Source organism: Collinsella sp. LCP19S3_F2, assembly GCF_052121015.1.
Taxonomy (GTDB): Bacteria; Actinomycetota; Coriobacteriia; order Coriobacteriales; family Coriobacteriaceae; genus Collinsella.
Genome location: NZ_JBQKFA010000008.1, coordinates 44,469 through 69,398, shown reverse-complemented (window position 1 = coordinate 69,398; position 24,930 = coordinate 44,469). Strand labels below are relative to the sequence as shown.

Annotated in this window: 19 protein-coding genes; 10 read left to right on the top strand and 9 right to left on the bottom strand. The window is 61.1% G+C overall.

All coding sequences use genetic code 11. From position 1 onward, the window contains the following. Nucleotides 1–9 precede the first annotated feature (9 nt). The 3 genes from ACTQX9_RS07550 to ACTQX9_RS07540 form a co-directional block, all read right to left on the bottom strand. Nucleotides 10–891, bottom strand: a complete 882-nt coding sequence (locus tag ACTQX9_RS07550; RefSeq protein ID WP_154517188.1) for a branched-chain amino acid ABC transporter permease — start codon at nucleotides 889–891, stop codon at nucleotides 10–12. Nucleotides 892–1,030: 139 nt separating this feature from the next. Further along, a complete protein-coding gene (locus tag ACTQX9_RS07545; RefSeq protein ID WP_427719715.1) occupies nucleotides 1,031–2,218 on the bottom strand; it encodes an ABC transporter substrate-binding protein in 1,188 nt (395 codons plus the stop codon). 269 nt (nucleotides 2,219–2,487) lie between these two features. Next, nucleotides 2,488–3,654, bottom strand: a complete 1,167-nt coding sequence (locus ACTQX9_RS07540; RefSeq protein WP_427719714.1) for an ABC transporter substrate-binding protein — start codon at nucleotides 3,652–3,654, stop codon at nucleotides 2,488–2,490. A 250-nt stretch (nucleotides 3,655–3,904) separates the two neighbouring features. Here ACTQX9_RS07540 and ACTQX9_RS07535 point away from each other — a divergent pair, with 250 nt between their 5' ends. Further along, the gene (locus ACTQX9_RS07535) at nucleotides 3,905–5,248 is read left to right on the top strand and encodes a homoserine dehydrogenase (protein WP_154517179.1); all 1,344 of its coding nucleotides are present in this window, start codon (nucleotides 3,905–3,907) and stop codon (nucleotides 5,246–5,248) included. A gap of 214 nt (nucleotides 5,249–5,462) precedes the next feature. Beyond that, nucleotides 5,463–6,212 carry an SDR family NAD(P)-dependent oxidoreductase gene (locus ACTQX9_RS07530; RefSeq protein WP_441540951.1) on the top strand — a complete coding sequence of 250 codons (750 nt, stop codon included), beginning with the start codon at nucleotides 5,463–5,465 and terminating at the stop codon, nucleotides 6,210–6,212. A gap of 408 nt (nucleotides 6,213–6,620) precedes the next feature. Here the strand turns inward: ACTQX9_RS07530 and ACTQX9_RS07525 are convergent, their stop codons facing one another. Next, complete coding sequence (locus tag ACTQX9_RS07525) at nucleotides 6,621–8,183, bottom strand: cation:proton antiporter (protein ID WP_441032784.1); 1,563 nt, start codon at nucleotides 8,181–8,183, stop codon at nucleotides 6,621–6,623. A gap of 184 nt (nucleotides 8,184–8,367) precedes the next feature. Here ACTQX9_RS07525 and ACTQX9_RS07520 point away from each other — a divergent pair, with 184 nt between their 5' ends. The 3 genes from ACTQX9_RS07520 (at nucleotide 8,368) to ACTQX9_RS07510 (ending at nucleotide 14,131) form a co-directional block, all read left to right on the top strand. After that, nucleotides 8,368–12,114 carry a phosphoribosylformylglycinamidine synthase gene (locus ACTQX9_RS07520; protein WP_441540948.1) on the top strand — a complete coding sequence of 1,249 codons (3,747 nt, stop codon included), beginning with the start codon at nucleotides 8,368–8,370 and terminating at the stop codon, nucleotides 12,112–12,114. Nucleotides 12,115–12,214: 100 nt separating this feature from the next. Next, a complete protein-coding gene (locus ACTQX9_RS07515) occupies nucleotides 12,215–13,150 on the top strand; it encodes a DMT family transporter (RefSeq protein ID WP_427728283.1) in 936 nt (311 codons plus the stop codon). Nucleotides 13,151–13,285: 135 nt separating this feature from the next. Continuing rightward, complete coding sequence (locus ACTQX9_RS07510) at nucleotides 13,286–14,131, top strand: hypothetical protein (protein ID WP_441540946.1); 846 nt, start codon at nucleotides 13,286–13,288, stop codon at nucleotides 14,129–14,131. On the opposite strand, the gene ACTQX9_RS07505 is transcribed toward ACTQX9_RS07510, so the two are convergent. Both ACTQX9_RS07505 and ACTQX9_RS07500 read right to left on the bottom strand, forming a co-directional pair. Beyond that, nucleotides 14,128–14,955 (bottom strand): GGDEF domain-containing protein, encoded by an 828-nt coding sequence (locus ACTQX9_RS07505; protein ID WP_441540944.1) that lies wholly within the window; start codon nucleotides 14,953–14,955, stop codon nucleotides 14,128–14,130. The two genes, ACTQX9_RS07510 and ACTQX9_RS07505, sit on opposite strands and share 4 nt — an antisense overlap. A gap of 473 nt (nucleotides 14,956–15,428) precedes the next feature. Further along, nucleotides 15,429–16,451, bottom strand: a complete 1,023-nt coding sequence (locus ACTQX9_RS07500) for a 2-keto-3-deoxygluconate permease (RefSeq protein ID WP_427719609.1) — start codon at nucleotides 16,449–16,451, stop codon at nucleotides 15,429–15,431. Between the two features lie 514 nt (nucleotides 16,452–16,965). On the opposite strand from ACTQX9_RS07500, the gene ACTQX9_RS07495 reads away from it, so the two are divergent. Continuing rightward, on the top strand, nucleotides 16,966–17,778 hold the full coding sequence (locus ACTQX9_RS07495; protein ID WP_441540942.1) for an HD domain-containing protein: 813 nt from the start codon (nucleotides 16,966–16,968) through the stop codon (nucleotides 17,776–17,778). On the opposite strand, the gene ACTQX9_RS07490 is transcribed toward ACTQX9_RS07495, so the two are convergent. Genes ACTQX9_RS07490 through ACTQX9_RS07480 form a run of 3 tightly spaced genes read right to left on the bottom strand, consistent with a single transcriptional unit; the run spans nucleotide 17,775 to nucleotide 21,400 of the window. Beyond that, on the bottom strand, nucleotides 17,775–18,980 hold the full coding sequence (locus tag ACTQX9_RS07490; RefSeq protein ID WP_441540940.1) for an FAD-binding protein: 1,206 nt from the start codon (nucleotides 18,978–18,980) through the stop codon (nucleotides 17,775–17,777). The two genes, ACTQX9_RS07495 and ACTQX9_RS07490, sit on opposite strands and share 4 nt — an antisense overlap. Beyond that, entirely contained in the window at nucleotides 18,981–19,796 is an 816-nt protein-coding gene (locus ACTQX9_RS07485; RefSeq protein ID WP_441032803.1) for an electron transfer flavoprotein subunit beta/FixA family protein, read from the bottom strand. Nucleotides 19,797–19,798: 2 nt separating this feature from the next. Beyond that, nucleotides 19,799–21,400 carry an FAD-binding oxidoreductase gene (locus ACTQX9_RS07480; RefSeq protein ID WP_441540938.1) on the bottom strand — a complete coding sequence of 534 codons (1,602 nt, stop codon included), beginning with the start codon at nucleotides 21,398–21,400 and terminating at the stop codon, nucleotides 19,799–19,801. 344 nt (nucleotides 21,401–21,744) lie between these two features. Between ACTQX9_RS07480 and ACTQX9_RS07475 the strand changes: the two genes are divergently transcribed. The 4 genes from ACTQX9_RS07475 to ACTQX9_RS07460 all read left to right on the top strand — a co-directional run bounded on the left by ACTQX9_RS07475 (nucleotide 21,745) and on the right by ACTQX9_RS07460 (nucleotide 24,909). Further along, nucleotides 21,745–22,041, top strand: coding sequence for a hypothetical protein (locus ACTQX9_RS07475; RefSeq protein WP_154517147.1), 297 nt, complete (start codon nucleotides 21,745–21,747; stop codon nucleotides 22,039–22,041). Then, complete coding sequence (locus ACTQX9_RS07470; RefSeq protein ID WP_427719604.1) at nucleotides 22,038–22,547, top strand: hypothetical protein; 510 nt, start codon at nucleotides 22,038–22,040, stop codon at nucleotides 22,545–22,547. The genes ACTQX9_RS07475 and ACTQX9_RS07470 overlap by 4 nt, the downstream gene beginning before the upstream one ends. 87 nt (nucleotides 22,548–22,634) lie before the next feature. Then, nucleotides 22,635–23,237, top strand: coding sequence for a hypothetical protein (locus tag ACTQX9_RS07465; RefSeq protein WP_427796119.1), 603 nt, complete (start codon nucleotides 22,635–22,637; stop codon nucleotides 23,235–23,237). Between the two features lie 712 nt (nucleotides 23,238–23,949). Beyond that, on the top strand, nucleotides 23,950–24,909 hold the full coding sequence (locus tag ACTQX9_RS07460; protein WP_441540936.1) for a hypothetical protein: 960 nt from the start codon (nucleotides 23,950–23,952) through the stop codon (nucleotides 24,907–24,909). Nucleotides 24,910–24,930: the final 21 nt, after the last annotated feature.

The window sequence follows — 24,930 nt, the reverse complement described above, 5'->3', positions numbered from 1 at the left end:
AACGCTCACCTACACCTTCTCGGGTACGTACTTGCCCAAGAGGCCGGCAGGCTTGACGAGCAGGACGATGATCAAAACGCCAAAGACGATGGAGTTGGCAAGGCTCGTGGAAATGTAAGCCTGCGCCATCGCCTCGATGATGCCGATGAGAATGCCGCCGACAAAGGCACCGGGGATGGAGCCGATGCCGCCGAAAACGGCAGCGTCGAAGGCCTTGATGCCAGGCATGGCGCCCGTGGTGGGCTGCAGAACCGGCGAGTAGGAGCACAGGAGCACACCGGCGATGGCGGCAAGGGCGGAGCCGATGGCGAACGTCATCGAGATGGTGCGGTTGACGTTGATGCCCATGAGCTGAGCGGCGGCCTTGTCCTCGGACACGGCGCGCATGGCCTTGCCCATCTTGGTCTTACCTGTAAAGATCATCAGACCGGCCATGATAACCAGACAGGCGACGATGGTGACGAGCGAGACGGCACTTACGTTGAACTTGGCCAAGAACTCCGGCACCGGGAAGGTGACGAGCGAAGTGAAGTTCTTGGGCGTGGCGCCCCACAGAAGCTGCGCGGCATTCTGCAGGAAGTAGGACACACCGATGGCCGTGATCAGAACGGCCAGCGGGCCTGCTTGGCGCAGCGGCCTATAGGCCAGACCCTCAATGAGAACACCGAGAACCGTGCAGACCACACAAGAGAGAACTACAGATGCCCAGCCCGGGAGGCCGAGATACGACGTGGCGCAGAACGAGACATAGGCACCGACCATGATGACATCGCCGTGAGCGAAGTTGAGCATCTTGGCGATACCGTAGACCATGGTGTAGCCCAACGCGATGATGGCGTAGACGCTGCCCATGGACAGGCCGTTGACCAGGTATTGGATAAAGACCGTCATGTTCCACATCCCCCTTTCGAATAGGTTTCCAGTTGATGTATGAAACAGGGACGTTACGTTGTCCCCAGATACCAAGCAAGCAGGGAAGGCGAAAACCTCCCCTGCTTGGGATCAAAACCGCTCTATGTAAGGCGGCCTATTAGGCCAGTACGTACTTGCCGTCGGTGATGACATACGCCGTAGGATCCTTCTGGACCTGGCCCTTGTCGTTCCAGGAGAGCTTGCCGGTCAGACCGTCAACGGTAATCTTGAGCATAGCCTTGGGCAGCTTCTCGGCGACCTCGGTCGGGTCGGCGTCGACACCAAGACCGGCCTCCTTGAGGGCCTCGGCCACCGCGTGCACGCCGTCGTAGGCATCGGCGGCAAACTGGTCGGGGGTATCGCCGTACTTATCCTTGTAAGCGTTGACGAAGTCGGCATTCTTCTCGTCGTCGGCGGAGAACGGGGTCATGAGCAGCAGACCCTCGGCAAGAGAGGTGTCGAAGCCCTCGACGCCCAGGATGCCGTCCATGCCGTCGCATCCCATCATCTTGACGTCGTAGCCCATGTCCTTGGCGTTCTTGAGCAGGACGGACGCCGGCGTGTAGTAGATCGGCGCAAAGATCATGGTGGCGCCGGCCTGCTTGGCCTTGGTCAGCTGGTTGGTAAAGCTCGTAGCGGAGTCGTCCTTAAAGGTCTCCTCGTCAACAATCTCGAGCTTAGACTCAGCGGCCTGAGCCTTAAAGGAATCTGCAATGCCCGAAGAATAAGCGTCGCCGGAGTTATAGAACAGCACGAACTTCTCGTCCGCATACTTCTCTGCCAGGAACTTGGCAGCGTTGACGCCCTGGTTGGGGTCGGTAAAGCAAACCTGGAAGACGCAATCCTTTCCGTCGGTGACGTCCTCGGAGGACGCGGACGGGGTGATCATGAATGTCTTGGGGTCGTTACTGCACTCTGCGGCAACGGCAACCGACGCACCCGTGGTGGTCGGGCCGACGAGGGCCTGCATGCCCCAGTCGAGCAGGTTATTAAAGGCGTTGACGGCCTTCTCGCCGTCGGCCTGGTCGTCCTCGGCCTTGCTGGCAAGCGGCAGCTCCTTGGTGGAGAAGTCCTTGCAGCCAAGCTCGACGCCCTGGGTAACGGACTTGCCGTAAGACGCGGCGGCACCGGTCAGCGGGCCAATGGTGCCGATCTTAAACGAAGCGTCGCTCGAAGCGGAACCGCTGTCGCCGCCGTTGGAGGAGCAGCCAGCTAGAATGGACATCGCCCCCAGACCTGCTGCGCTCGCGATAACGCTCCTGCGATTCATAACAGGGTTCAATGACTTACCGGTGAGGCTCGACATGCGGCTCTCCTCTCAAATCTCGTCGGGTTTCGGTTACCCGACAGGCCATCCTCCGCCGTCTTCGGCGTTCGCAAAATAGTAGACGCTTTAGTTGAGAAAAGTGGCGATTATTTCAACTTTTCTTTTGCCTTGTCCATTTATCCATAATTATGCGTATTTCTGTCGGTTTATACAGTTTAGCGACTTTATTGTGTGAAAGTAATGTTTCCGTTCTGTTACAAGCTTTCCTGCCCTGAATAACATGGCCCCACCGGTCTCGTTATATGCACTTAGGCGGCGATGTACTTGCCGTCCTGAATCACATAGGCCGTAGCGGGCTTCTCGACTTGGCCCTCGTCGTTCCACGTGAGCTCGCCTGTCAGGCCCTCAATCTTGATCTTGCGCATAGCCTTGGCAAGGTCGCCGGCAATGTCGGCGCCGTCGACCGTAATGTCGATGTCCGCCTCATCGATTGCCTCGACAATCGCGTGGATGCAGTCATAAGCATCGGCGGCAAACTGGTTGGGCGTCTCGTTGTAGGCGTCCTTATATGCCTTGACGAAGTCGGCGTTCTTCTCATCGTCGGCAGAGAACGGGGTCATGAGCAGCACGCCCTCGGCAAGAGAGGTGTCGAAGCCCTCAACGGAGAGCAGGCCGTCCATGCCGTCGGTGCCCATGAGGGTCATTTCGTAGCCCATGTCCTTGGCGTTCTTGAGCAGGACGGACGCCGGCGTGTAATAGATCGGGGCAAAGATAAGCGTGGCGCCGGCCTCCTTGGCCTTGGTGAGCTGGTTGGTAAAGCTCGTGGAAGAGTCGTCCTTAAAGGTCTCGGTATCGACGATATCGAGCTTGGACGCCTTGGCCTGCTCGGCAAAAGCGTCGGCAACGCCCGAGCTATACGTATCGCCGGAGTTGTAGAACAGGGCGATCTTGGCGTCTGCATACTTCTCGGCCAGGAACTTCGCGGCGCTGGCGCCCATGGTGGGATCGGTGAAGCAAACCTGAAAGACCGTGGTCTTATCCTTGGTGACGTCGAGCGACGAGGCCGAAGGCGTGACCATGAGCATATCGTCGGCGATCTCGCCCGAGACGGCGACGGCGGCACCAGTCGTGACGGGGCCGACGAGCGCCTGCATGCCCCAGTCGCACAAGGTATTGAAGGCGTTGATGGCCTTCTCGCCGTCGGCGACGTCATCCTCGGACTTAAGCGAGAGTTTGAGATCCTTGGTCGAGAAATCCTTGGCGGCGAGCTTGGCACCTTTCTCGGCCGAAACGCCATAGGTTGCCGCGGCGCCGGTCAGAGGGCCGATGACACCGATCTTGAAGGTCTTACCGTCATCGGCGGAGCCGCCGTCCGAGCCACCCGACGAGCAACCAGCGAGCGCGGCAGCGCTGCCGAGCGCCGCGGCGCCGGCGAGAAAGTTCCTACGGCTGAGCGTGCTGTTGATGTTGAACATGGTGTCCCCCTTTTTCGCTGGCCGCGGTGCGGCCGTCTTGCGGTACGGGGCAAACCTTATGGCGCAAACGTTGACAGTTTGTTACGGAGTTCCGTTTGTAGCGAGCATGTTTCCAATGTTTCCGCAGCGTTTCGGGGGTGCCGTTTTGTGCGACTCCTGTTGCCTGGCGAGCACGCGCTCTCGGTTCACGCTAGAATGCACTCAACATTACTTGATCAATCAATCTATAAGATGCACGAAGGAGCTATCTATGAGCGAACCCCTGCGCACCGTGAACGTCGGTCTGATCGGTCTGGGAACCGTCGGCGGCGGCGTGGCCCGTCTGATCAAGAGCCACCACGATGAGTACCTGGCCGCCTACGGCATCGACCTTAAGCTGACCCGCGCCTGCGCGCTTGCCTGGGAGCAGGCCGAGGCAGCCGGTATTGAGCGCGAGGCCTTTACGAGTGACTGGCATGACGTCGTTACCGACCCAGCCGTCGATATCGTCGTCGAGCTGATCGGCGGCGAGCATCCCGCGACCGAGATCTTCACCACCGCCTTTGAGCACGGCAAGCACGTCGTCTCTGCCAACAAGGCCCTGCTGGGCCGTCACGTCGAGACGCTTGCCGAGAAGGCGCGCGCGTGCGGCGTGCAGATTAAGTGCGAGGCCAGCTGCGGCGGCGGCATCCCCATCGTGAGCACGCTCGAGCACGACCTGGTGGGCAACAAGATCCTGACCATCGCCGGCATCCTCAACGGCACCACCAACTACATCCTGTCGCGCATGGACGCCGAGGGCGCCGATTACGCCGACGTGCTCGCCGACGCGCAGGCCAAGGGCTACGCCGAGGCCGACCCGTCCGCCGACGTCGACGGCTTCGACGCCGCCAGCAAGACGGCCATCCTCGCCTCCATCGGCTTTGGCACCCGCGTTACCACCGATGATGTGTACCAGCAGGGTATCCGCACCATCGGCGCCGAGGACATCGCCCAGGCCCGCGAGCTCGGCTACACCATTAAGCTGCTCGGCATCGCCCGCAACACCGAGGCCGGCGTCGACGTCCGCGTGCATCCCACGCTGATCCCCGCCGACCACATGCTCGCCAAGGTCAACGGCGCCATGAACGCCGTCTACGTGGTAGGCGACGCCGTGGGCGAGACCATGTTCTACGGTGCCGGCGCAGGCTCCTTCCCCACCGCGAGCGCCGTCGTGGGCGATATCCTGTCGCTCTCCGAGCAGATCAGCCGCGGCGTGGCTCCGCTGCCCGAGATTGAGCCCTATGGCCACAACCTCGCCTTTAAGCCCATGGACGAGCTCCAGACCAAGTACTATGTGCGCCTGAAGGTCGCCGACCGCGTGGGTGCCCTGTCCGAGACGGTCGATATCTTTGCCAAGCACAACATCTCGATCTCGCTCATCAACCAGGTCGAGGACGGCAAGTCGGGCGTCAGCGATGCCTGCTCGGTCATCTTCCTGACGCACCGCGCGCTCGAGAAGGACGTCCAGGCTGCCGCGGCCGAGCTTGCCAGCGTCGACTGCGTGGCCGAGGTCGCCAACGTCCTGCGCATCGAGAACGTCGAGGCCTGGACCGAAGGCGTCATGGCCAACTAACCCAACGCTCGCCTAGCAATGCGCGCTTTGAGGGCTCCCGTCCGATGTGGGACGGGAGCCCTTTTGCCTCCTGCCCTAAGCACAACGGCAGAGCACATTTGCGCGAGCCGCCCATCGGTAACGCGCGCTACCGTTCACCGATATGCAAACGCGGTCGATTCCGGCTACCGCTACGCTGTGCTGAGAATGTCCGCCCGCGATGAGAGGAAGCACTATGTTGCTCGAGGGCAAGAAAGCAATCGTCACCGGAGGCACGCGCGGTATCGGCTATGCCATCGCCTGCCGTTTTATCGAAGAGGGTGCCGCCGTCACCGTCTTTGGCTCGCGCCAGGAGACTGCCGACGCGGCCGTTGAGAAGCTGGCGGCCGCCTATCCCGACGCCAAGGTCTGGAGCCGCTCCTGCGACCTCACCTCACTCGAGGCCGTGACCGAGGCTTTTACCCAGGCTGCAACCGACATGGGCGGCTTGGACACGGTCGTCAACAACGCCGGCATCTCCCAGCGCTCGCCGCTTTTGGACTACACGGCCGAGGAGTTCGCCAAAGTCATGGACCTCAACGTCGTCGCCGTCTTTAACGGTCACCAGGCGGCCGCCAAGATTATGACCGAGGCCGGCCACGGCGGCACCATCACCACCACGAGCTCGATGGTCGCCAAGTACGGTCAGCCCTCCGGCGTCGGTTACCCCACGTCCAAGTTTGCCGTCAACGGCATGGTCCAGTCGCTCTCGCGCGAGCTCGCCCCCATGGGCATTCGCGTCAATGCCGTCGCACCCGGCGTAACCAAGACCGATATGGTCGCCAACCTGCCCGAAGAGGTCATCAAGCCCATCATCGCCACCATTCCGCTGGGTCGCATGGGCGAGCCCGAGGATGTCGCCAACGCCTTTGTTTTCCTGGCGAGCGACATGTCCTCCTACGTCACGGGCGCCGTGCTCCCCGTCGACGGAGCCGCCCGCTCCTAAAGGTCGCAAGCCACGACTTCGAACCTCAACGAGGCCCAACGCAAAAGGCGCGCTGCCTGCATCAACCGCAGGCAGCGCGCCTTCTTCTGTTTGTAAGGGAAACTGCGTCCCGGTATTTCAGCTCAGAACGGGACACAGCTTCCTTCAGGGCCATGTTTCGGAAAATGCGCCCCGTTTTGAACGCCAATTCTGGGACGCGCTTTCCTCAAGGCCTTTGATTCGGAAAGCGCATCCCATTTTGAACCTTCAGACTGGGACGCGCTTTCCGGCAGGAGTCCAAAGCGGAAACCGCATCCCACTCCGGACGTCCATTCTGGGATGTGACTTCCCGATGGGGGCCGATGCGGAAACTGCGTCCCGTTTCGGGTCTTTAAAGCGGGACGCGGCTTCCCCTAGGGAAGCATCTCGTTATTTGCCGTCGTCGTCCTGGGCTTCATCGCGCGCGTAGAGCTCCAGCATGCGGCGGCGGTATTCGCGCACGGCGAGCTTGGCGCGCTCCAGGCGGCGGCGCTCACGCGGAGTCAGCTCGGACGGGTCGATCTCGTCGCCATAGGTCTTCTCAGCCAGCAAATGAGCGGCGTCCACGATACGGGCATCGATGTGGCCGCTTGCCGCCTCGGTCGAGAGGCGGTCAGCAATGGAATCAAGGGTAGGTATGCCGTCGAGCGAACGCCCATGGCCATGCGAGGTCAAAAGCTCATGCTCGCGCGCGAGCAGGCTCGCTAGGTCGTGGTGAGCGCGCAGGATATCGAGTGCGTCGGCAGGGTGCTCGGCGACCTCTGCCACGGCAGTGGCCGGCGCGGCATCGACCACGCGATAGAAGAGCTGCGCGAGCAGCGGCATCAAGAACACCGTGATGGCACCGGCGGCTACCATAACCGAGGCGACGTCTTGCGACAGAGCGCCTGCGTTGACGGCCACACTCGTCACGGCAACGATGATCGGCAGGGCCGTGGTGCAGTACAGGGCCACGGTAATGCGGCCATACGCCGAAACGTCACGTGTCGCGGGACAAATGCTCATAGAGACAAGGATCGGTACGGCGCGAATGATCAGCAACGCCGCGATAAAGCCCACGAGCAGACCCGGGCGCGACGCCACGGCCGTCAGGTCAATCTTTGCGCCCGACACGGTAAAGAACACCGGAATCAAAAAGCCATAGGCCAGGCCATCGAGCTTGGTCTCGAGCGTATGGTTGCCCTCGGGGATGATATAGCGCAGGACAAAGCCGGCGGCAAAAGAGCCCAACACGATGTCGAGGTCAAAGATGGCGGAAAATGCCACGAGTGTGACCAGGATGAGCACCGTCAGGCGCACGAATGTCTGCGACGTCGTGTCGGCCCGTTCCTCGACAAACGCAAAGAAGCGGCTGCCGACGCGCTTGGAGCGGCTCGGAACCACGGCCAACAGCACACAGACCAGTGCAAACAAGCCAAGGATCACGAGCGTCTGGATACCAGTACGAGCGGAGAGCAGCACCGACATGGCAAGCACGGGACCGAGCTCTCCCCACGTGCCATAGGCAAGGATGGAGTCGCCCACGCGCGTGCCGGTCAGCGAGCGCTCACGCATGATGGGCACGAGCGTGCCGAGCGCCGTCGAAGTGAGCGCCAGCGTCACGGCGATACCGTCGAAATGGCTGACCGAGAACCACGGGGTAAAGCGCACGGCAAGCCAGGCAATGCCAAACGTGACGACCCACGTCGCCATGCCGTAGCGTCCCTCGACGCCCGTGATGTTCTTGGGGTCGATCTCAAAGCCGGCAAGCAGGAACAAAAAGGCCAGACCGAGCTCGGACACAAGCGAGACCTCGGCATCTACATGGATGACGCCGAGCATGTGAGGTCCCAGCACCGCGCCGAACACGAGCAAAAAAACCGTCTCGGGAACGGGCTTTCCGGGAATCGCCGATGCGATAAAGGGGCTTGCGAAGGCCACAAGCGCGATGATGGCGAGCGAAACGAATGCCATGAGATGCCTTTCTCTTGTTTGCGCTTCACTGTAGCACCCTCGCCGTCCTCAATACGCCATGAGCTGTCGTATCATAGTGACGTTTACAAACATGTGGCTCAAGGCGACCGCGAGGCTTGTCCCGCAAACCGACCGCTGCCGCATACCGCACCGTACGCCCAACCGATCAGGAAGGCAGGAACCAATGGTCTCTCGTATTTACGTGGAGAAGAAACCCGGGTTCGACGTCGAGGCTCAGCAGCTCAAGGGCGAGCTGACCGAAATTCTCGGCATCAAGGGCATCGAGGCCCTGAGGATCATCAACCGCTACGACGTCGAGGGCATCGACGAGGAGCTTTTCCGCTCCTGCGTGCCGGCCGTCTTTAGCGAGCCCCAGGTCGATGTGACCTACGACGAACTCCCCGCAAGCGATGGCGCCGTCTTTGCCGTCGAATTCCTGCCTGGCCAGTTTGACCAGCGCGCCGACTCCGCCAGCGAGTGCGTGCAGCTCATCAGCCAGGGCGAGCGCCCCGCCGTGCGCTCCGCCAAGGTCTATATGATCTCGGGCGCTCTGGACGAAGCCGCCATCGAGGCCATCAAGCACTACGTGGTGAATCCCGTCGAGGCCCGTATCGCCTCGCTCGACCTACCCGAGACGCTGCACATGGAGACCCCCGAGCCCCAGCCCGTCGAGGTGCTCGACGGCTTCCGCGAACTCGACGAGGCCGGCCTTGCCGCCTTTATCTCCGAGCGCGGCCTTGCCATGGACGAGGCGGACATCGCCTTCTGCCAGCAGTACTTCCGCGATGAGGACCGCGACCCCACCATCACCGAGATCCGCGTGATCGACACCTATTGGTCCGACCACTGCCGCCACACCACCTTCGGTACCGTCCTGGACGATGTGACAATCGATGACGCCGTGGTACAGCAGGCCTTCGACCGCTATATGGAGATGCGCCACGAGCTCGGTCGCGACGCCAAGCCCGTCTGCCTCATGGACATGGGCACCATCGGTGCCAAGTACCTTAAGAAGACCGGCGTCATGACCGATGTCGACGAGTCCGAGGAGATCAACGCCTGCACCGTCAAGGTGAAGGTCGATGTCGACGGCGAGGACCAGGACTGGCTGTTCCTGTTTAAGAACGAGACCCACAACCACCCGACCGAGATCGAGCCCTTCGGCGGTGCCGCCACCTGCGTGGGCGGCGCCATCCGCGACCCGCTCTCTGGCCGCAGCTATGTGTACCAGGCCATGCGCGTCACCGGCGCCGGCGACCCCACCGTCCCGGTCTCCGAGACGCTCGAGGGCAAGCTGCCGCAGCGCAAGCTCGTGACTACCGCTGCCGCCGGCTACTCCAGCTACGGCAACCAGATCGGCCTTGCCACCGGTCAGGTCAACGAACTCTATCACCCCGGCTACGTGGCCAAGCGCATGGAGGTCGGCGCCGTCGTGGGCGCCACCCCGGCAAACCACGTGCGTCGCGAGTGCCCCGCCCCCACCGACAAGATCATCCTGCTGGGCGGCCGCACCGGCCGTGACGGCATCGGCGGCGCCACCGGCTCCTCCAAGACCCAGAACACCGATTCCATCGAAACCTCGGGTGCCGAGGTCCAGAAGGGCAACGCCCCGGTCGAGCGCAAGCTGCAGCGTCTGTTCCGCCGCGGCGACGCCTGCCGCCTGATCAAGCGCTGCAACGACTTTGGCGCCGGCGGCGTCTCGGTCGCCGTGGGCGAGCTTGCCGACGGCCTGTATGTCGACCTGGACACCGTGACCAAGAAGTACGACGGCCTGGACGGAACCGAGCTCGCTATCTCCGAGTCCCAGGAGCGCATGGCCTGCGCCGTCGCCGACGGTGACGTCGAGGAGTTCATGGGTTATGCCGCCGAGGAGAACCTGGAGGCGACCGTCATCGCCGAGGTTACCGCCGAGCCGCGCATGCGTATGGCCTGGAACGGCGTCGCCATCGTCGATCTGTCCCGCGAGTTCCTCAACTCCAACGGCGCACCCAAGCACCAGGTCGCCCACGTGTGTGCCCGTAGCGTGTGGCAACCCAGCTGGGCCGGCACCACGCTTGCCGAGCGCATGACCTCGCTTGTCACCAATCTCAACGTCGCCTCCAACAAGGGCCTTTCCGAGCGCTTCGACTCCACCATCGGTGCCGCTACCGTGCTCATGCCCTTTGGCGGCAAGACGCAGCTCACCCCGAGCTCTGCCATGGTCGCCAAGTTCCCCGTGGACGGCGAGACCACCACGGCGAGCGCTATGGCATGGGGCTTCAACCCCTACCTGATGGAGGCCGACCAGTTTGCAGGCGCCTACCTGTCCGTGGTCGAGTCCATCGCCAAGCTCGTTGCCGCCGGCTTTGAGCACAAGCGCGCCTACCTCTCCTTCCAGGAGTACTTTGAGCGCCTGCGCACCGAGCCCGAACGTTGGGGCAAGCCCATGGCAGCCGTCCTGGGCGCCCTTATGGCCCAGGTCGACCTGGGTGCCGGCGCCATCGGCGGCAAGGATTCCATGAGCGGCTCGTTTGAGGACGAGGCCGGCGAGCTCAACGTTCCGCCGACCCTGATCAGCTTCGCTGTCGCCGTGGGCCGTGCCGCCCGCGCCGTCTCCCCCGAGTTTAAGGGCCTCACGCACCGCGTCGTTCGCATCGCCCCCGCCACCTATGGCGAGGACTACCGCCCCGATGCCCAGCAGCTGCTCGCCGCGTTTGACGCCGTCGAGGCGCTCACCGCTACCGGCGACGCCCTGGCCGTCTCCACGCCCGGCTACGGCTGCGGCGCCGAGAGCCTCTTTAAGATGTGCGTCGGCAACCAGATCGGTATCGAGCTTGCCGAAGATGTGGACGTGGAGAGCCTCTTCACCCCGCTCTACGGCAGCTTTATCGTCGAGCTCGCCGAGGACGCCGAGCTGCCCGAGGTCGCCGACGGCGTTGTCGTCGAGCCCCTGGGTACCACCGTCGAGGGCTATGTCATCGACACCGGCTCCGAAGTCATCGAGCTCGCCGAGCTCCAGAAGGCCTGGGAGAGCGGTATCGAGGGCGTCTTCGCCTACCGCAGCGCCGGCGAGACCCCCGAGGTCGAGGCCATCGACTTCCGCGCTAAGGATATCCACGTGTACGGCGGCGCCAAGATCGCCCGCCCGCGCGTGATCATCCCTGTGTTCCCCGGCAACAACTGCGAGTACGATAGCGCCCGCGCCTTCCGCGCCGCCGGCGCCGAGGCCGACACCTTCGTGATCAACAACCTCACGCCCGAGGCCGTCGCCGAGAGCACCCACGAGCTCGCCCGCCGCATCCGTGCAAGCCAGATCGTCATGATTCCCGGCGGCTTCTCGGGCGGCGACGAGCCCGACGGCTCCGCCAAGTTCATCACGGCGTTCTTCCGCGCTCCCGAGGTCACCGAGGCAGTCCGCGACCTGCTCAAGGCCCGCGACGGCCTGATGCTGGGCATCTGCAACGGCTTCCAGGCCCTGATCAAGCTCGGCCTGGTGCCCTACGGCGACATCGTCGACGCCACGCCCGATGCGCCCACGCTGACGTTCAACACCATCGGTCGCCATCAGAGCCGTCTGGTGCGCACCCGCATCTCGTCCAACCTGTCCCCGTGGCTGTCGCAGTGCAGTCTGGACGACCCCTACACCGTCGCCATCAGCCACGGCGAGGGCCGCTTTGTCGCCAACGATGAAGCGCTCGCCCAGCTGATCGCCAACGGCCAGGTCGCCACGCAGTACGTGGGCGAGGATGGCAAGCCCAGCATGGATCTCTCCGTCAACCCCAACGGCTCCGCGCTCGCCATCGAGGGCATCACGAGCCCCGACGGCCGCGTCCTGGGCAAGATGGGCCATGCCGAGCGTCGCGGCGACAACCTGTACCGCAACGTGCCCGAGCATGTCCCCGGCGATAAGTTCATGCCGATCTTTGAGAGCGGCGTAGCCTACTTCGCTTAAATACGTTCCCATCGGGTACAATCCCCTCGGGTAACAACACCCGCCACCGGCACACCCGGTGGCGGGTTCTTTTTTACTTCGCGCATACAGGAAGGACATCATGGAAAGCCGCAAGCCGTATCTCGCCACCCTGCCCGGACTCATCCTGGGCTGCCTCGTCTGCTGCGCACTCTGGGGGTCGGCTTTCCCCTGCATCAAGATCGGCTATGAGCTCTTTGGCATCCCCGCGCACGATAGCGCCTCGCAGCTGCTCTTTGCGGGCTTGCGCTTCACGCTTGCCGGCGCCCTGGTTATCGTTGGGATGAGCGCGGCCCAGCGCTGCCCACTCGTTCCACAGGCTCGCGACATTAAGCCCATCTGCATCCTGTCGCTCTTCCAGACTATCGGGCAGTACTTCTTTTTCTACCTGGGACTCTCGCGCGCCAGCGCCATGTCGAGTTCCATCATCGAGGCCAGCGCCAACTTTCTCGCCATCCTCTTTGCCGCTCTGGCGTTTCGCACCGAAAAGCTCGATGCGACCAAGGTGCTCGGCTGCGTACTGGGCTTTGCCGGCGTCGCATTCGTCAACCTTTCGGGTGCGGACGGCACCTTTGGCTTTACACTCGACGGCGAGGGATTTATCTTGGCTTCCACTATTGCGGGCGCCCTGTCGACCTGCCTCATTGGCATCTTCTCGCGCGAGCATGACGGCGTCTTGCTCGCCGGCTGGCAGTTTTTGGTCGGCGGTTTGGTCCTTACCGCCATCGGGTTTTTGATGGGCGGCGCGCTATTCCCCACCGAAATCGCCCCCGCCATCGCGCTCATCATTTATATGGCGCTCATTTCCGCCGTCGCGTACTCGCTGTGGTCCCGCCTACTCGCCGTCAACCCCGTTAGCCGCGTTTCGGTCTTTGGCTTTATGAACCCGGTCTTTGGCGTGCTGTTGAGCGCGTTGTTGCTCGGAGAGGGCGCTGGCACGAGCCCTGTTACCGTAATTGTGGCCCTGCTCTTGGTCTGTAGTGGCATCATCATTGTCAACAAACCTAAAAAGGCCTAACAAACCACCCCGTTTTGAAAAGGGCAGCTCTCACTTTAGCTTAATAGAGTACACTGTATCTCGTTGATTTCGTACCGAGTCGCGGCGGCAGACGCCGTCTTGCCGTAACGCGCCGGCGACATCGAGGGGATACAGATGCATAAGAAACTGGTTATGGGAAACCAGGCCTTTGCGTATGCCGCGCTTGCGGCGGGCGTTCGCGTGGTCGCCGGCTACCCGGGCACGCCGTCGACGGAACTTGTCGAGACAGTTGCCAAACTCAAGGCCCAAGGTAGTGCCGAGGGTGTCCACTTCGAGTGGTCGACCAACGAAAAAGCCGCGCTCGAGGTGCTGGCAGGTGCATCGTATGCAGGAGCGCGCTGCCTTTTTACCTTCAAACAAGTTGGACTAAACGTTGCCTCCGACCCGCTCATGAGCCTCAACTACGTGGGCATCAAGGGCGGTCTGGTGCTGTTTGTTGCCGATGATCCCGGCCCCATCTCCTCTCAAACCGAGCAGGATACGCGCCGCTTTGCCGCATTTGCGAAGATCCCCGTGCTCGATCCGCAAAATCTGGAGCAGGGTTACGCGATGATGCAAGAGGCATTTGAAATCTCGGAGCGCTACCATACGCCCGTTATCGTGCGCCCCACCACCCGCGTATGTCACGCCTCAACCTATTTGGAGGTACCCGAGCATACCGTCGCACATCCCGCTGGCACCTTTGAGAAGGATCCCAAATGGGTTATCTTCCCGCGCCGTTCGTTTGCCGCCCATGGCGAGGTTAACGAGCGCCTGCCGCAGATTGCAGACGCCTACTCCAGCGGCAAGGCCGCAGACGCGTTTAACCCCATCGAAAACCATGGCGATGCCACGCCGCGCCTGGTGAGCTGCCGCGCTCCGAGAAAAAGACGAGGCGCATCTTCGACAGCCGATACTAGTCCCCGAAAGCGCAGAAGGGGCACACGACCATCGCAACGGTCGTGCGCCCCTTTTTTCTAGCGTATCTGGACGCCGGCTTTCTTCTTCTCGCGCTTTACGCGGTAGAGCTCCGCGTCGGCAGCACGGAGCAAGTCTTGCCAGGTATCGACGCCATCACCAACCCGTGCGTAGCCGATGGACATCCGCAACAGATACGGAACCTCGGCGCGCGCGAGCTCGTCGTTGATTGCCGCGCACAGATGCAAGATATCCTGCTCCGCCATCGCCTTTTGAAGCACCACGAACTCATCGCCGCCATAACGCGCGATAAAGCTACCAGACGCCGAGCAGACTTCTTTGAGTGCAGCGGATATGACCTGAAGAGCATGCTCGCCCTCCACATGTCCATAGCGATCGTTAATCTGCTTAAAGCCGTCGGCGTCCATCATAAGCAGATACACGTCTTCGGCCTGATCCACATTTGAGAAGAGCGACAGTATATAGGTCTCAAAACGGTTGCGATTGTTGAGGCCAGTCAACGGGTCGGTCGAGATGAGCTGCTCCTGGAAGACAATGTAGAGCAACAATATGCTAATCATTATGCCGACACAAAGGCCGGGCACCGAGTATACGACCTGAAAGGTACCGCCCACCAGGGCCGGAATGGCGAAAAATGCCAAGGTTCGAAAGATGGTCTTCGTCTGCAGGCTCTCGACCCTGCGAGATTGCACAAACGCATGTAGGGACGTATGTATAACGTAGCAGTAGCTGACAATGGGCTGGATCATATAAGCAGAGCCGCGACTATACACGCCCTGCGAATCGATATAGAACAGGGCGTGCGTCCAGTAACTGGTAAACGCCAGCACGACCACCAGAACCGTAGGCGACGCTACAAGCACCACCCTATAGCGCGAGGCCAAAAGGCGAGAACCCTGCACCGTCTCGGAATAATAAACCAAATGAGACACACGATGGCAAAGAGCGAAAACGAAACCACGTTGGAAATCCAGTTGACAGCAATGCCCAACGTGCCGTCCACACCATCCAATAGCACCCAGATCATATCGAATAATATGTACGCGGCAGAGGTGTAGCCAAGCGTGCTAAACAATAGCTGCTGGGTGCTCGAGAACAAGGAGCGACGACTCCGCACGGCAAGCCCGATAAGAACAATCATGCTTAGCAGGAATATCTCAATCTTGAGCGCCTTAACCACCAGGCCCATCTCCCCGTCATCAAACCGACAGCGCTTCTCCGAGCCGCACGCATCACCATAACTCCCCCAATCCAGAGGGGAATGAGGGAATAATACCAGAGCGCCCGGGCGCTCTCACGGCGCGAGTTGCACGCCAGCATCATTGATGGGCGCCGATGGCTACTCGCCATCGATGTCGGCCGCGACGGCTTCCTCGATGGCCTCGACACCGGCGGGCGACAGGTCTTCCTTGCCCTGGTAGAACTTCTTATCGACCCAACCGGTCAGAATCGGAGCCATGATTGCCGTGATGATGACGGCGGTGGCGATCTGAGCGTATGCGGCGGGCGCAAGCTCGGCATAGCGCGGCGCGACTTCGGCAAGAGCAACCGGCGTGGTCATAGCCGTGCCGGCGATGGTGGAACAAGCCACGGCGGCTTTGCCGTTACCGCCGCACAGGCGCTCGAACGCAAAGGTGATGGGACCGACGACAAACAACGTGACAAGGCCCAGCAAGATGCCGGAAATGCCGCCGGTGATAAAGCTCGACAGGCTCATAGACGCACCGAGCTGAAATCCGATGACGGCGATCGCAGGATTGGTGCCGGGAACCAGCAGGTTCTTGATGAACGGGAAGAGGTTGCCCAAAACCATGCCAATCACGAGCGGCAGAATGGAACCGATGATGGTGCCAACGGGAATGTTGGCAAGACCAGAGACACCAAGAATGATCATGGTAACCGCAGGGCCCGCCGTGAAGAACAGGATGCCCACGGCGCCCTGCTCGGACTCGTCGCCAAACTCGCCCATGATGCCCGTGTAGAGCGCCATGTTGCAAAACGTAATGCCGCCGATGATGGAAACCGAGCTCAGGCCCAAAAAGTTGTCGTTAAAGAAATACGCAACGCTCAAGCCCAGCACGGCTGCCACCACAAGCTTAGGAATCAGTACGACGATGCCGGTCTTGATGGCACCCGGCGTGGACTTAAAGCTGATGCCGGCGCCCACAAACAACAGGATCGCGGCGACGATGGTATTGGAACCGCCGCGGCAGGCGGCGGTAAAGAAGCCGCCGATCTCGAAGACCTGCGGGCAGAAGGTATTGAGCAAAAGGCCGACGATCATCGGGTAGATCATGATGTCACCCGGAATGCGCGGTACTTTGAATTTCTTTTGCTCGTTGGCGATCGCTTCCTGTGCCATGAAACCCCCATTTCCGCCGACGCAGGACAAAAGCCCACGTCATGCTTTGCTACAGTAAAGTTTGACCATGGTACCAGAAGAAGCAGATCGGCTCGGTGAGATATTCGATTCGTTGGGCCCGGACGGTAAAAGAACCCCACTCCTATACGAGGCTCAAAACGATATAGAGCCCGATACCCGAGACGCAGCACCACAACATCGACTTTGTCTTGATTGCCACCGCAACGACGCCGACAGCCGCTGCGAAAAGAACAGGCAAATAAAGAGCGATGTGCAGACAAAACCCGCAATAGCGGTGGGAACATCGACAACGGCGCACCTATCGCAACATAGGTAAGCATCACCGGCCAGACGGTTTTAACGATTTTGAGCACCATAGCGTTCCTCGTCCCGACAAGCTTTCCGAGCCGCATTCGACGACATGGCAGAATCATCGCCCGGCGGCAACCGAGTTCACCTACAATTGCCACCGGATCGAAAGACACAGAAAGACACAGCTTTTTAGGAAGTCATTATGACAGCTATCGATCGAACGGGGGCAATCGCGGCCTTCAGGACCTACACCGATGCCTACGATGCCGCCAATCCGCGTATCGCGCTCAAAATCGAGCATACGTACCACGTTGCCGAGGCATGTGATGCCGTGGCACGCGAGCAGGGCTGGTCACCGCAGGACATTGACCTGGCGTGGCTTTGTGGGCTGTTGCACGATATGGGCCGCTTTGAGCAGCTGCGACGCTGGGACACGTTTAAGGATGCCGAGAGCATGAGCCATGCGAAGTTGGGCCTCGAGGTCCTCTTTGGCAAAAACCCTGCAGACGCGCCCGCGGCAACAAGTATCCGCGACTTTATCGACAGCCCGGCAGAAGACGAGCTCATCCGCGCGAGCATCGCCTATCACAGTGACTTTCGCCTGCCGGCACAACTCGACGAGCGTACACGGTGCTTCTGCGATATCGTGCGCGATGGCGACAAAATCGACATTATGCGCACCATCGCCGACAGCACCGTCGACACCATCCTCAAGGTGGATGAGGACGCATTTCTCGCCAGCCACTTCTCGGCGCCGACGTTGGCCGCCTTTGACGAGCACCGCTGCGTCGCACGTGATGAACGCGACGAGCCCGCGGACTACCTGGTAGGACTCATCTGCTTTATGTTTGAGCTCGTCTATCCGGCGAGCCGCGCGCTGGCGCGCGAGCAGGGCGATATCTACCGCCTGCTCGACGCGCCCTTTGGTATTACGCAGCCCTTTACCGACCCCGCCACACAGGCAACCTGGAGCCGTCTTAGGGAAGAGATGCGCGACTGGCTGGCGCGCGCCTAGCGCTCAAGCTGGACTAGCAGCTCCTCGACGACCTCGACGGCATCACCGACAACCTTGTACTGGGCAGCACCAAAGATGGGGGCATCCGGGTCCTCGTTGATGGCGATAATGCATTCCGCCCCACCGATGCCGGCAAGATGCTGGATGGCGCCCGAAACACCGATACTCACAAGAATCTTGGGCGAAACCGATACGCCCGTCTGGCCAATCTGATGGCGATACTCCAACCAGCCGGCCTCCACGACGGGTCGCGTGCAGCCAAGCTCGGCTCCCAGAGCCTCGGCGAGCCTTCGCATCAGCGGCAGGTTTTTCTTGGAACCAATGCCGCGACCTACCACGACCAGGCGCTCGGCATCGGCGATTGAAGCCTGCTGTCCCCACTCCTCGGCGGGAATCGAGATCTCGACACGAGCCTTAGCATCATCCGCAAGTGCTATCTGGGTGATCGTGCCGGAGCGGCCGTAGTCAAAGTCGGGCGCCTTAAAGATGCCGGGGCGCACCGTTGCCATCTGGGGACGATGATTGGGGCAGACGATGGTGGCCATCAGGTTGCCGCCAAACGCCGGACGCGTCTGTTGCAGCAGCCCCGTCTCCGTATCCATCGAAAGCACGGTGCAGTCAGCCGTAAGGCCCGTCTGCAAACGCACGGCAACGCCGGGTGCCAGTTCGCGGCCAAAGGCGGTCGCTCCGTACAGAATGGCCTCGGGCTTGCGCTCTGCCACCAAATCGCAGATGAGGCGGGCGTAGACCTCCACATCGTTCTGGCGCAGACGCTCGTCGCGACAGATCAGGACCTCGTCTGCACCGGCGCAAACCAGATGCTCCAGGTCACCGAGAGAACCCTCGGGGCCCATGCCGACCAGCGCCACCAGGCGACAGCCGCGTGTATCCGCAAGCTCACGGCCCTTGCCCATGAGCTCGAAGGCAACGGGAGCCACCGTATCGTGCTCGTCGGTCTGCGCGAATACCCAAATGTCTCGATATGCATCGAGGTCAACCGCGCCGGCGGCCTCCTCGCGCTCGATCGAAATGGCATTGACGGGGCAAGCGTCGACGCACCCGCCACATAGGATGCAGCCGTCGGTTACGCGGGCGCAACGGTTGGACCGCTCGCCTTCCACTACGATGCCGCCCGAGGCACAGGCGCGAACGCAGCGACCACAGCCGATACAGGCTTCGCTATCGATAATCAGTCCGCTCATCTATGCCATCCCCTCGATAATCTTGGCAAGTTTCGCCGCCTGCTCGGACGCCGTTCCGTCAACGGTCTCGCACGTTTGGTCGCGGTCGGGCACAAACGATCGTACGACCTGTGTCGGCGAGCCGGCAAGACCGCAGCGCGCGGGGTCGGCGTTCACGTCGGCAGCGTTGACCACGCGCACGTCCGCCTCCTCGGCCGCACGAATACCGGCGATACTCGGCATGCGCAGTTGGCCAATCTCCTTGGCAGTCGTCATCGCGCACGGCATCTCAAGATAGACCGTCTCCTCGCCGGCATCGCAGCCGTGAACAAGCGCCACTGAACCACAGGTCGTAAAGCCCGCACTCTGCACGCAGCTCACGTCGGTCACACAGGGAATCTCGAAGGCACCGGCAAGCTCGGGACCAATCTGGGCCGTATCGCCGTCCACCGCCATCTTGCCGCAGATGAGCAGGTCGAAGTCCTCGTCGAGCGCCTCGATGCCGCACTTGAGGGCATAGGTGGTTGCCAGGGTATCGGCACCTGCAAAGGCGCGATCGGTTAGCAGCAGTGCGTCATCGGCGCCTCGGGCGATGCAGTCGCGCAATAGCGATTCAGTCGCGGGGATGCCCATCGACACCACCGTTACGCGCACGTCCATGCCAAAGCCGATAAAGTCGTCCTTCAGCGCCAGCGCGCATTCCAAAGCGCTCGCATCAAAGGGATTAATGACCGCCTGCTTGCCATCGCGCACGATGGTATTGGTCTTGGGGTCCATCTTGACCTCGGTGCTGCCCGGCACCGCCTTGACGCACACCACCATATGGAAATCGCTCATCTTCACGCGCCCCCTTTCTGGACGAGCTCATCCAAGAGCTTCTCCGAAAACAGGTTACCGCGGCCCAGCTGTCCGGCAGGATCGAGCTGGAGCTTGAGCCGCGCCGACTCGATCATGGCCTCGTGACCGTACATCGTCTCCAAGAAGCCCGCCTTGATCTTGCCGACGCCGTGTTCGGCGGAGACGGCGCCGCCCATGGCCGTGACCTCGGAAGCCCACTGGGCAAAGAGCTCTTCGCCGCGGCAGTAATCCTGCGCATCGCGCGGCAGAATGTTCACATGCAGATGGTTGTTACCGATGTGCCCCCAGGCGGCAGATTCAAGCCCACTTTCGGCCAACGTGCGGCGATAAAGGGCGATGACATCGGCCAAGTGCGCGTTGGGCACCGACATATCCGACCCCAGCTTGGTAATGGTGGGGTCCGTACGGCGACGCTCGTCGATGAGCATGTTGACGCTCTCGGGCACCGCATGGCGGAAGAATCGCTGACACTCGCGATCGACCTCGGTACGCGCGACCCATGTCGCATCGTCGCTGCCGCCCGCAAGCTCCAGTACCCACCCCAAGTGATACAGCTCCTCAGTCGCCTGGGCTTCGTCGTCGCAGTCGAGCTCCACGTAGACACAGACCTTGGCGTCTTTGTCGAGCGCCGGCAGCGAGGCGAACGCAGTCGACTGCTCGCGCTGACGACGCAGGATATCCAGGGCGCCCGCATCGAAATATTCGATGGCAGCCGCATGGGACAGGACGGGACGTACAGAATCGGTGAAGGACACGGCCTTGTCTTCGCTGTCAAAGAAGCAGCTCACGCCCCAAACGACCGCAGGCGCCGCCTGCAGGGCAATCTCGAGCTCGGTGATGACGCCGAGTGTTCCACACGCACCGATAAACAGATCGATGGCATCCATATCGTCAGCAACGAAATAGCCCGAAGCATTTTTGGTCTTGGGCATGGTGTAGTCGGGAAGGTCGAGCTCGAGCGTGCGGCCCTTCACCGTGACGAGCGAGAGGCGACGACCCTGTGCAAAAACCTCGCCACGGTGAAGCTCGAGCAGGTCGCCATCGGTCAGCACGACATGAAGGCCCGTGACGTGAGGGCGCATGGGGCCGTAAGCGTAGCTACGGGCGCCGGAAGCGTTGCATGCCGCCATACCGCCCAGGCAGGCAGATGCCTCGGTGGGATCGGTAGGAAAGAATTGCTCGGGAGCTTCCTGGAACTCCTCGTAGGCCTCAAGCGATGCCTGGTCCCAGCCGGCAGTCGGCAGCACTTTCTTGCCCAGTTGCTTGCGCAGCTCAGACAGCACGACGCCGGGCGCCACGCGCAAAAGAAAGCGGCCCTGCTCATCGCGGCGAATGCCTAGGTAGCGATTCATGCGGGAAGTATTGAGAATGTGACCGCCATGAGGCACGGCGCCGGCGGCAAGACCGGTCCGGGCGCCCTGAACCGTCACCGGGACACGCTCGGCATGGAGCTTTTCCATAATGGCGCGGACCTCGTCCTCCGTTGTCGGAAACGAGATGCTCGAGGCCTCGCCCGATGTGCGAGACTCATCGCGACCATACTCTTCGAACTCGTCGGTGAAGGGTTTGATGGTTGCAGACACGCGAACTCCCCCTTTAGCTAACTACAGTGTTTGCAGGGAAATGTTACCGCATCGTTTCACCGACATGTTCGAGACCGTCTCCATAATTGACGTTTTTAACGTTCGCGCAATTCGGCGAACGGTGGAATTTTCGAGACAAGCGACGCTTTTGCCACACGTTGCCGCGCAGCCACAACATGTGCATTTATCGGTCAAAAATAGTTGAGATTTTTTTCACATGCTTTTACCTGCGGAGATATCGGCTCGTCAAGCAATTGGTTAGTTATTGGGCAAGTTGCGGCTGATACGGTCGGCATCGACAGCCAAACCAATAGGAGTTTTGGCCCCAGAGCAGGGAGGTTTCCATGGCATATTACTGGCCCCAATACGGTTTCGCCATCGAAGTCGATGACGACCCCTATCTCTTGCCTTTCGACGAAGATGCATTTCCAGGTACGGAGGTCTACCACGTCACCACCGATGTGATCTGCGACCCCGAGTCGTTCTCGGCGCTCGCCCACCACATCGCGCGTATCCACAACATCGAGCTCCCTCACGACTTCGACGAGCTCATCTACTCGCGCCGCCTGATGCTTCACATGCTCTTTGGAGCGGACCCGTCCACGTTCGCACGTGTCTACACCACCAAGGACGCCGCATGAGTGCGAAGAAGCCGCCCCGCCTTGCAGGACTGGGGCGTCGCAAGAAACTCGTCGTTGTCTGCCTGGCTGTCGTCTGCGCCCTCATCGCCGTAGGGCTATACGCCTGGCAGTCGCAGCCCGTGCCCGAAGCGGGCGCCTCAGTCACGACGGCAGAAGGTAAATCGCGCCAAGAAATCCAGGATGAGCTCGACGCCATCGTCCGCGACAACATGATGACGATCTCGGTCGCGCCGGTCGCACAGTTGCAGGAAGGCGGCAAGTTGCGCGTCAACGTGCAGAACGTCCAAGACAACAAGTTTCCCCAGCGCTTCCGCGTGATTCAAAACGACGAGACCATCTATGAGTCCGGTGTGGTCGAAGCCGGCAAGACGGTTGAGACCTGCCCCGCCGGCGATATCCAAGAAGGCGAGGCATATATCGAGATTCAGGCACTCGATGCCAAGACCTACGACACCCACGGCAATCCGACGCGTGTCAAAGTGCGGGTGGCACAGGCAGAAGGCTAGTGGCCGACGCGCTCGCAGGGGCAGCACCCTGTCCCCATTCGTCCAACCATCACGGAAACAGTCCGTGACGAGCAGAAAGGATCGATTATGAACACACCCATGAACCTGAGCGGAGCCAGGGCACTCGCCGTGGGCGCAGGGCTTACGCTCGCACTTGCGATGGGCGCCGCGCCAACGGCGGCCATGGCAGAGGTGCGCGTTGGAACCACCGATGTGACGGTGAAGGCCGACATTAGCAATGTTTCGTTTAAGGCGCCAACGGTCATCCCTTTTGCCGCCAAAGCCGACGGAACGCTTGTAGGACCCTCCGACAAGACGATTACCATCGACAACCTCTCGGCATACGGCATCCACGTCACCAACATGAAGGTCACGGCCAAGAACGACTGGACAATCGTTGCAGACGCAAAGACGGGCTCGGCCCAGAACTCCATCGATTTTAAGGTTGGCCCCGATAAGGCAGAAAAGGATGCCAGCTCGGCGACTCAGACTACGGGCCTCGATCTTTCCAAAGACGCAAGCTTCGACATGAAGTACAAGGACATTGCCGACGGAACGGACAAAATTAGGCTCAATGTGAGTGGCCACGTCGCCCGCGTCACGCGTGACATCTACCACGCCACCGGTACGGGAGATCAAGTGGCAAGCATCACCTGGACGGTCGAGCCCGGTGCGCACGCCACGTCCTAAGGCGATTGCACTGGCCGCCATCGTCGGCATCTTGGCGTCCGCACCCGCAATGCCTTTGCTCAACAAGAGCAAGCGCAGGCGGCCACAGAAGTGACCGTCGATCTTTCGGGCCTTAATCGCGGCAGCCGTCACGAGCCGCTCGTCCAGACGAGCGACACCCGGCAACTCATTGCGGTAGGCGTCGCCACGGTGGGAGCAGGACTGACGTGCCTTGGCCTGCACATCAAACGCAACCAATAGCCAAGCACGACCGGAGTACGCGGAATAAATAGGAGAACCATGGCACCCAAAAACCTTTTGCCCGTTGCCGCGCTCTGCAGCGCACTGGCGAGCGGTACGCCTCTCGCCGCTTGGGCGACGTCCGCCACGGCAAGCTCCTTACCGCAAGCTCCTTACCGCAAGCTCTGAACCCCGCGTCGAATTCGTCGGGTATCGTCGCCTGCCAACGTTTTTCGCTCGCACATGCCACGGTCCGAACCTCGGGATGCCTTCACCGCAATACGGTCGACTCGATAGTCGTGGATATCAATCGACCGGACAAGGAGAACGGCCCCCGGACAGGTTGCGCCATCTGCACATGGAAATCGGCTGCAGTCGACGCCGATGGCGACCCATGCGACTTAGAGCTGCGCATCGATATTGCCTCGGTCGATGACTCGGCGAACGGGGCAAAAGTCGTCTTCGACAGCGCGGCCCATGAAGAAGGGGGTGTATGCCTGGGCTGCGTTCCCTCGAATGTCGATGGCGCGCAGCCATCATCTCCTTTACGGCGTCGCTGCGGCTGACCAAGGCGGACACCGAAGCCATCGCAACGGGAGATGCGCCTTTGCTGTTCTACGCTGGCGACGCGGACGACCAAAAGGCTCAAAGCACCAGGCAGAAGGGCTCGCTTAACCTCACGCGCGGATCAGAACCCGCCCCCATCAATATCGATGCCCAGGCGCCGGGCGTGCAGCGCATTCTCACCGATCCGGCGCTGCTCCAAATGACATGGCACGGAGTGGGGTCCGTCGAGATTGCCGCTCCTATATCGAGCGATAATGACAAATCCCCCAAAGACGAGGTCGCAGACGCACCGGCACATGTTGACGATGCATCATCAGAAGACAACGCTGCGGTTCCTCTCGAGAAGCCAAGCGGAAGCGCCACCGAACTAGGCGATTCCCAACCGAAAGACGGCCTGGACTTTGCCGCTCCCCCAGGTGTCGACGAAGGCAACTGTTGCATGATGGTCGCGCTCGACCACACGGAAACCGTCGATGCTGCAAGCATTGAGCCAGTCGCTGCCAATGCGCCCCGCCGCAAAAATATCCTCATCGCATTCCCCAATACCGTCTTTTTGCCTTCGGGCGAAGTCGTCGCGCCTACGGCACTTACAGCAGTGGGAGCAAAGAGCGCATCGAACGATATCCAAGCTATCTCGGCACTTGATGCCACAACGACCGCCAAGTTACACCTTTATTCCGTTGCAGCAGACGGAACGCGAACCGAAGAATTCGACGGAACCAAGCTTTTGGTTCCTCGTCGCATCGGTATTCAAGAAGACGTCCCCTATCAAATGGAACTTGAAGGGTTCGATCGCGCACGAGATGCCGACATCATTGCCGCAGCCATCGAATCCCCACAGCACCTCATGACGCTGCGCTTCGACTTTAGCCCCATCCTGTCCTAGACCGCTAACCGCCGCTTGGCT

Bases quoted from the DNA above. Each gene is read 5' to 3' on its own strand.
- ACTQX9_RS07495 (WP_441540942.1), top strand. From the start codon at position 16,966: ATGACAGCTATCGATCGAACGGGGGCAATCGCGGCCTTCAGGACCTAC.
- ACTQX9_RS07465 (WP_427796119.1), top strand. From the start codon at position 22,635: ATGAACACACCCATGAACCTGAGCGGAGCCAGGGCACTCGCCGTGGGC.
- ACTQX9_RS07525 (WP_441032784.1), bottom strand. From the start codon at position 8,183: ATGGCATTCGTTTCGCTCGCCATCATCGCGCTTGTGGCCTTCGCAAGC.
- ACTQX9_RS07530 (WP_441540951.1), top strand. From the start codon at position 5,463: ATGTTGCTCGAGGGCAAGAAAGCAATCGTCACCGGAGGCACGCGCGGT.
- ACTQX9_RS07515 (WP_427728283.1), top strand. From the start codon at position 12,215: ATGGAAAGCCGCAAGCCGTATCTCGCCACCCTGCCCGGACTCATCCTG.
- ACTQX9_RS07490 (WP_441540940.1), bottom strand. From the start codon at position 18,980: ATGAGCGGACTGATTATCGATAGCGAAGCCTGTATCGGCTGTGGTCGC.
- ACTQX9_RS07500 (WP_427719609.1), bottom strand. From the start codon at position 16,451: ATGGCACAGGAAGCGATCGCCAACGAGCAAAAGAAATTCAAAGTACCG.
- ACTQX9_RS07470 (WP_427719604.1), top strand. From the start codon at position 22,038: ATGAGTGCGAAGAAGCCGCCCCGCCTTGCAGGACTGGGGCGTCGCAAG.
- ACTQX9_RS07540 (WP_427719714.1), bottom strand. From the start codon at position 3,654: ATGTTCAACATCAACAGCACGCTCAGCCGTAGGAACTTTCTCGCCGGC.
- ACTQX9_RS07535 (WP_154517179.1), top strand. From the start codon at position 3,905: ATGAGCGAACCCCTGCGCACCGTGAACGTCGGTCTGATCGGTCTGGGA.
- ACTQX9_RS07485 (WP_441032803.1), bottom strand. From the start codon at position 19,796: ATGAGCGATTTCCATATGGTGGTGTGCGTCAAGGCGGTGCCGGGCAGC.
- ACTQX9_RS07550 (WP_154517188.1), bottom strand. From the start codon at position 891: ATGACGGTCTTTATCCAATACCTGGTCAACGGCCTGTCCATGGGCAGC.
- ACTQX9_RS07510 (WP_441540946.1), top strand. From the start codon at position 13,286: ATGCATAAGAAACTGGTTATGGGAAACCAGGCCTTTGCGTATGCCGCG.
- ACTQX9_RS07460 (WP_441540936.1), top strand. From the start codon at position 23,950: ATGCCTGGGCTGCGTTCCCTCGAATGTCGATGGCGCGCAGCCATCATC.
- ACTQX9_RS07475 (WP_154517147.1), top strand. From the start codon at position 21,745: ATGGCATATTACTGGCCCCAATACGGTTTCGCCATCGAAGTCGATGAC.
- ACTQX9_RS07545 (WP_427719715.1), bottom strand. From the start codon at position 2,218: ATGTCGAGCCTCACCGGTAAGTCATTGAACCCTGTTATGAATCGCAGG.
- ACTQX9_RS07520 (WP_441540948.1), top strand. From the start codon at position 8,368: ATGGTCTCTCGTATTTACGTGGAGAAGAAACCCGGGTTCGACGTCGAG.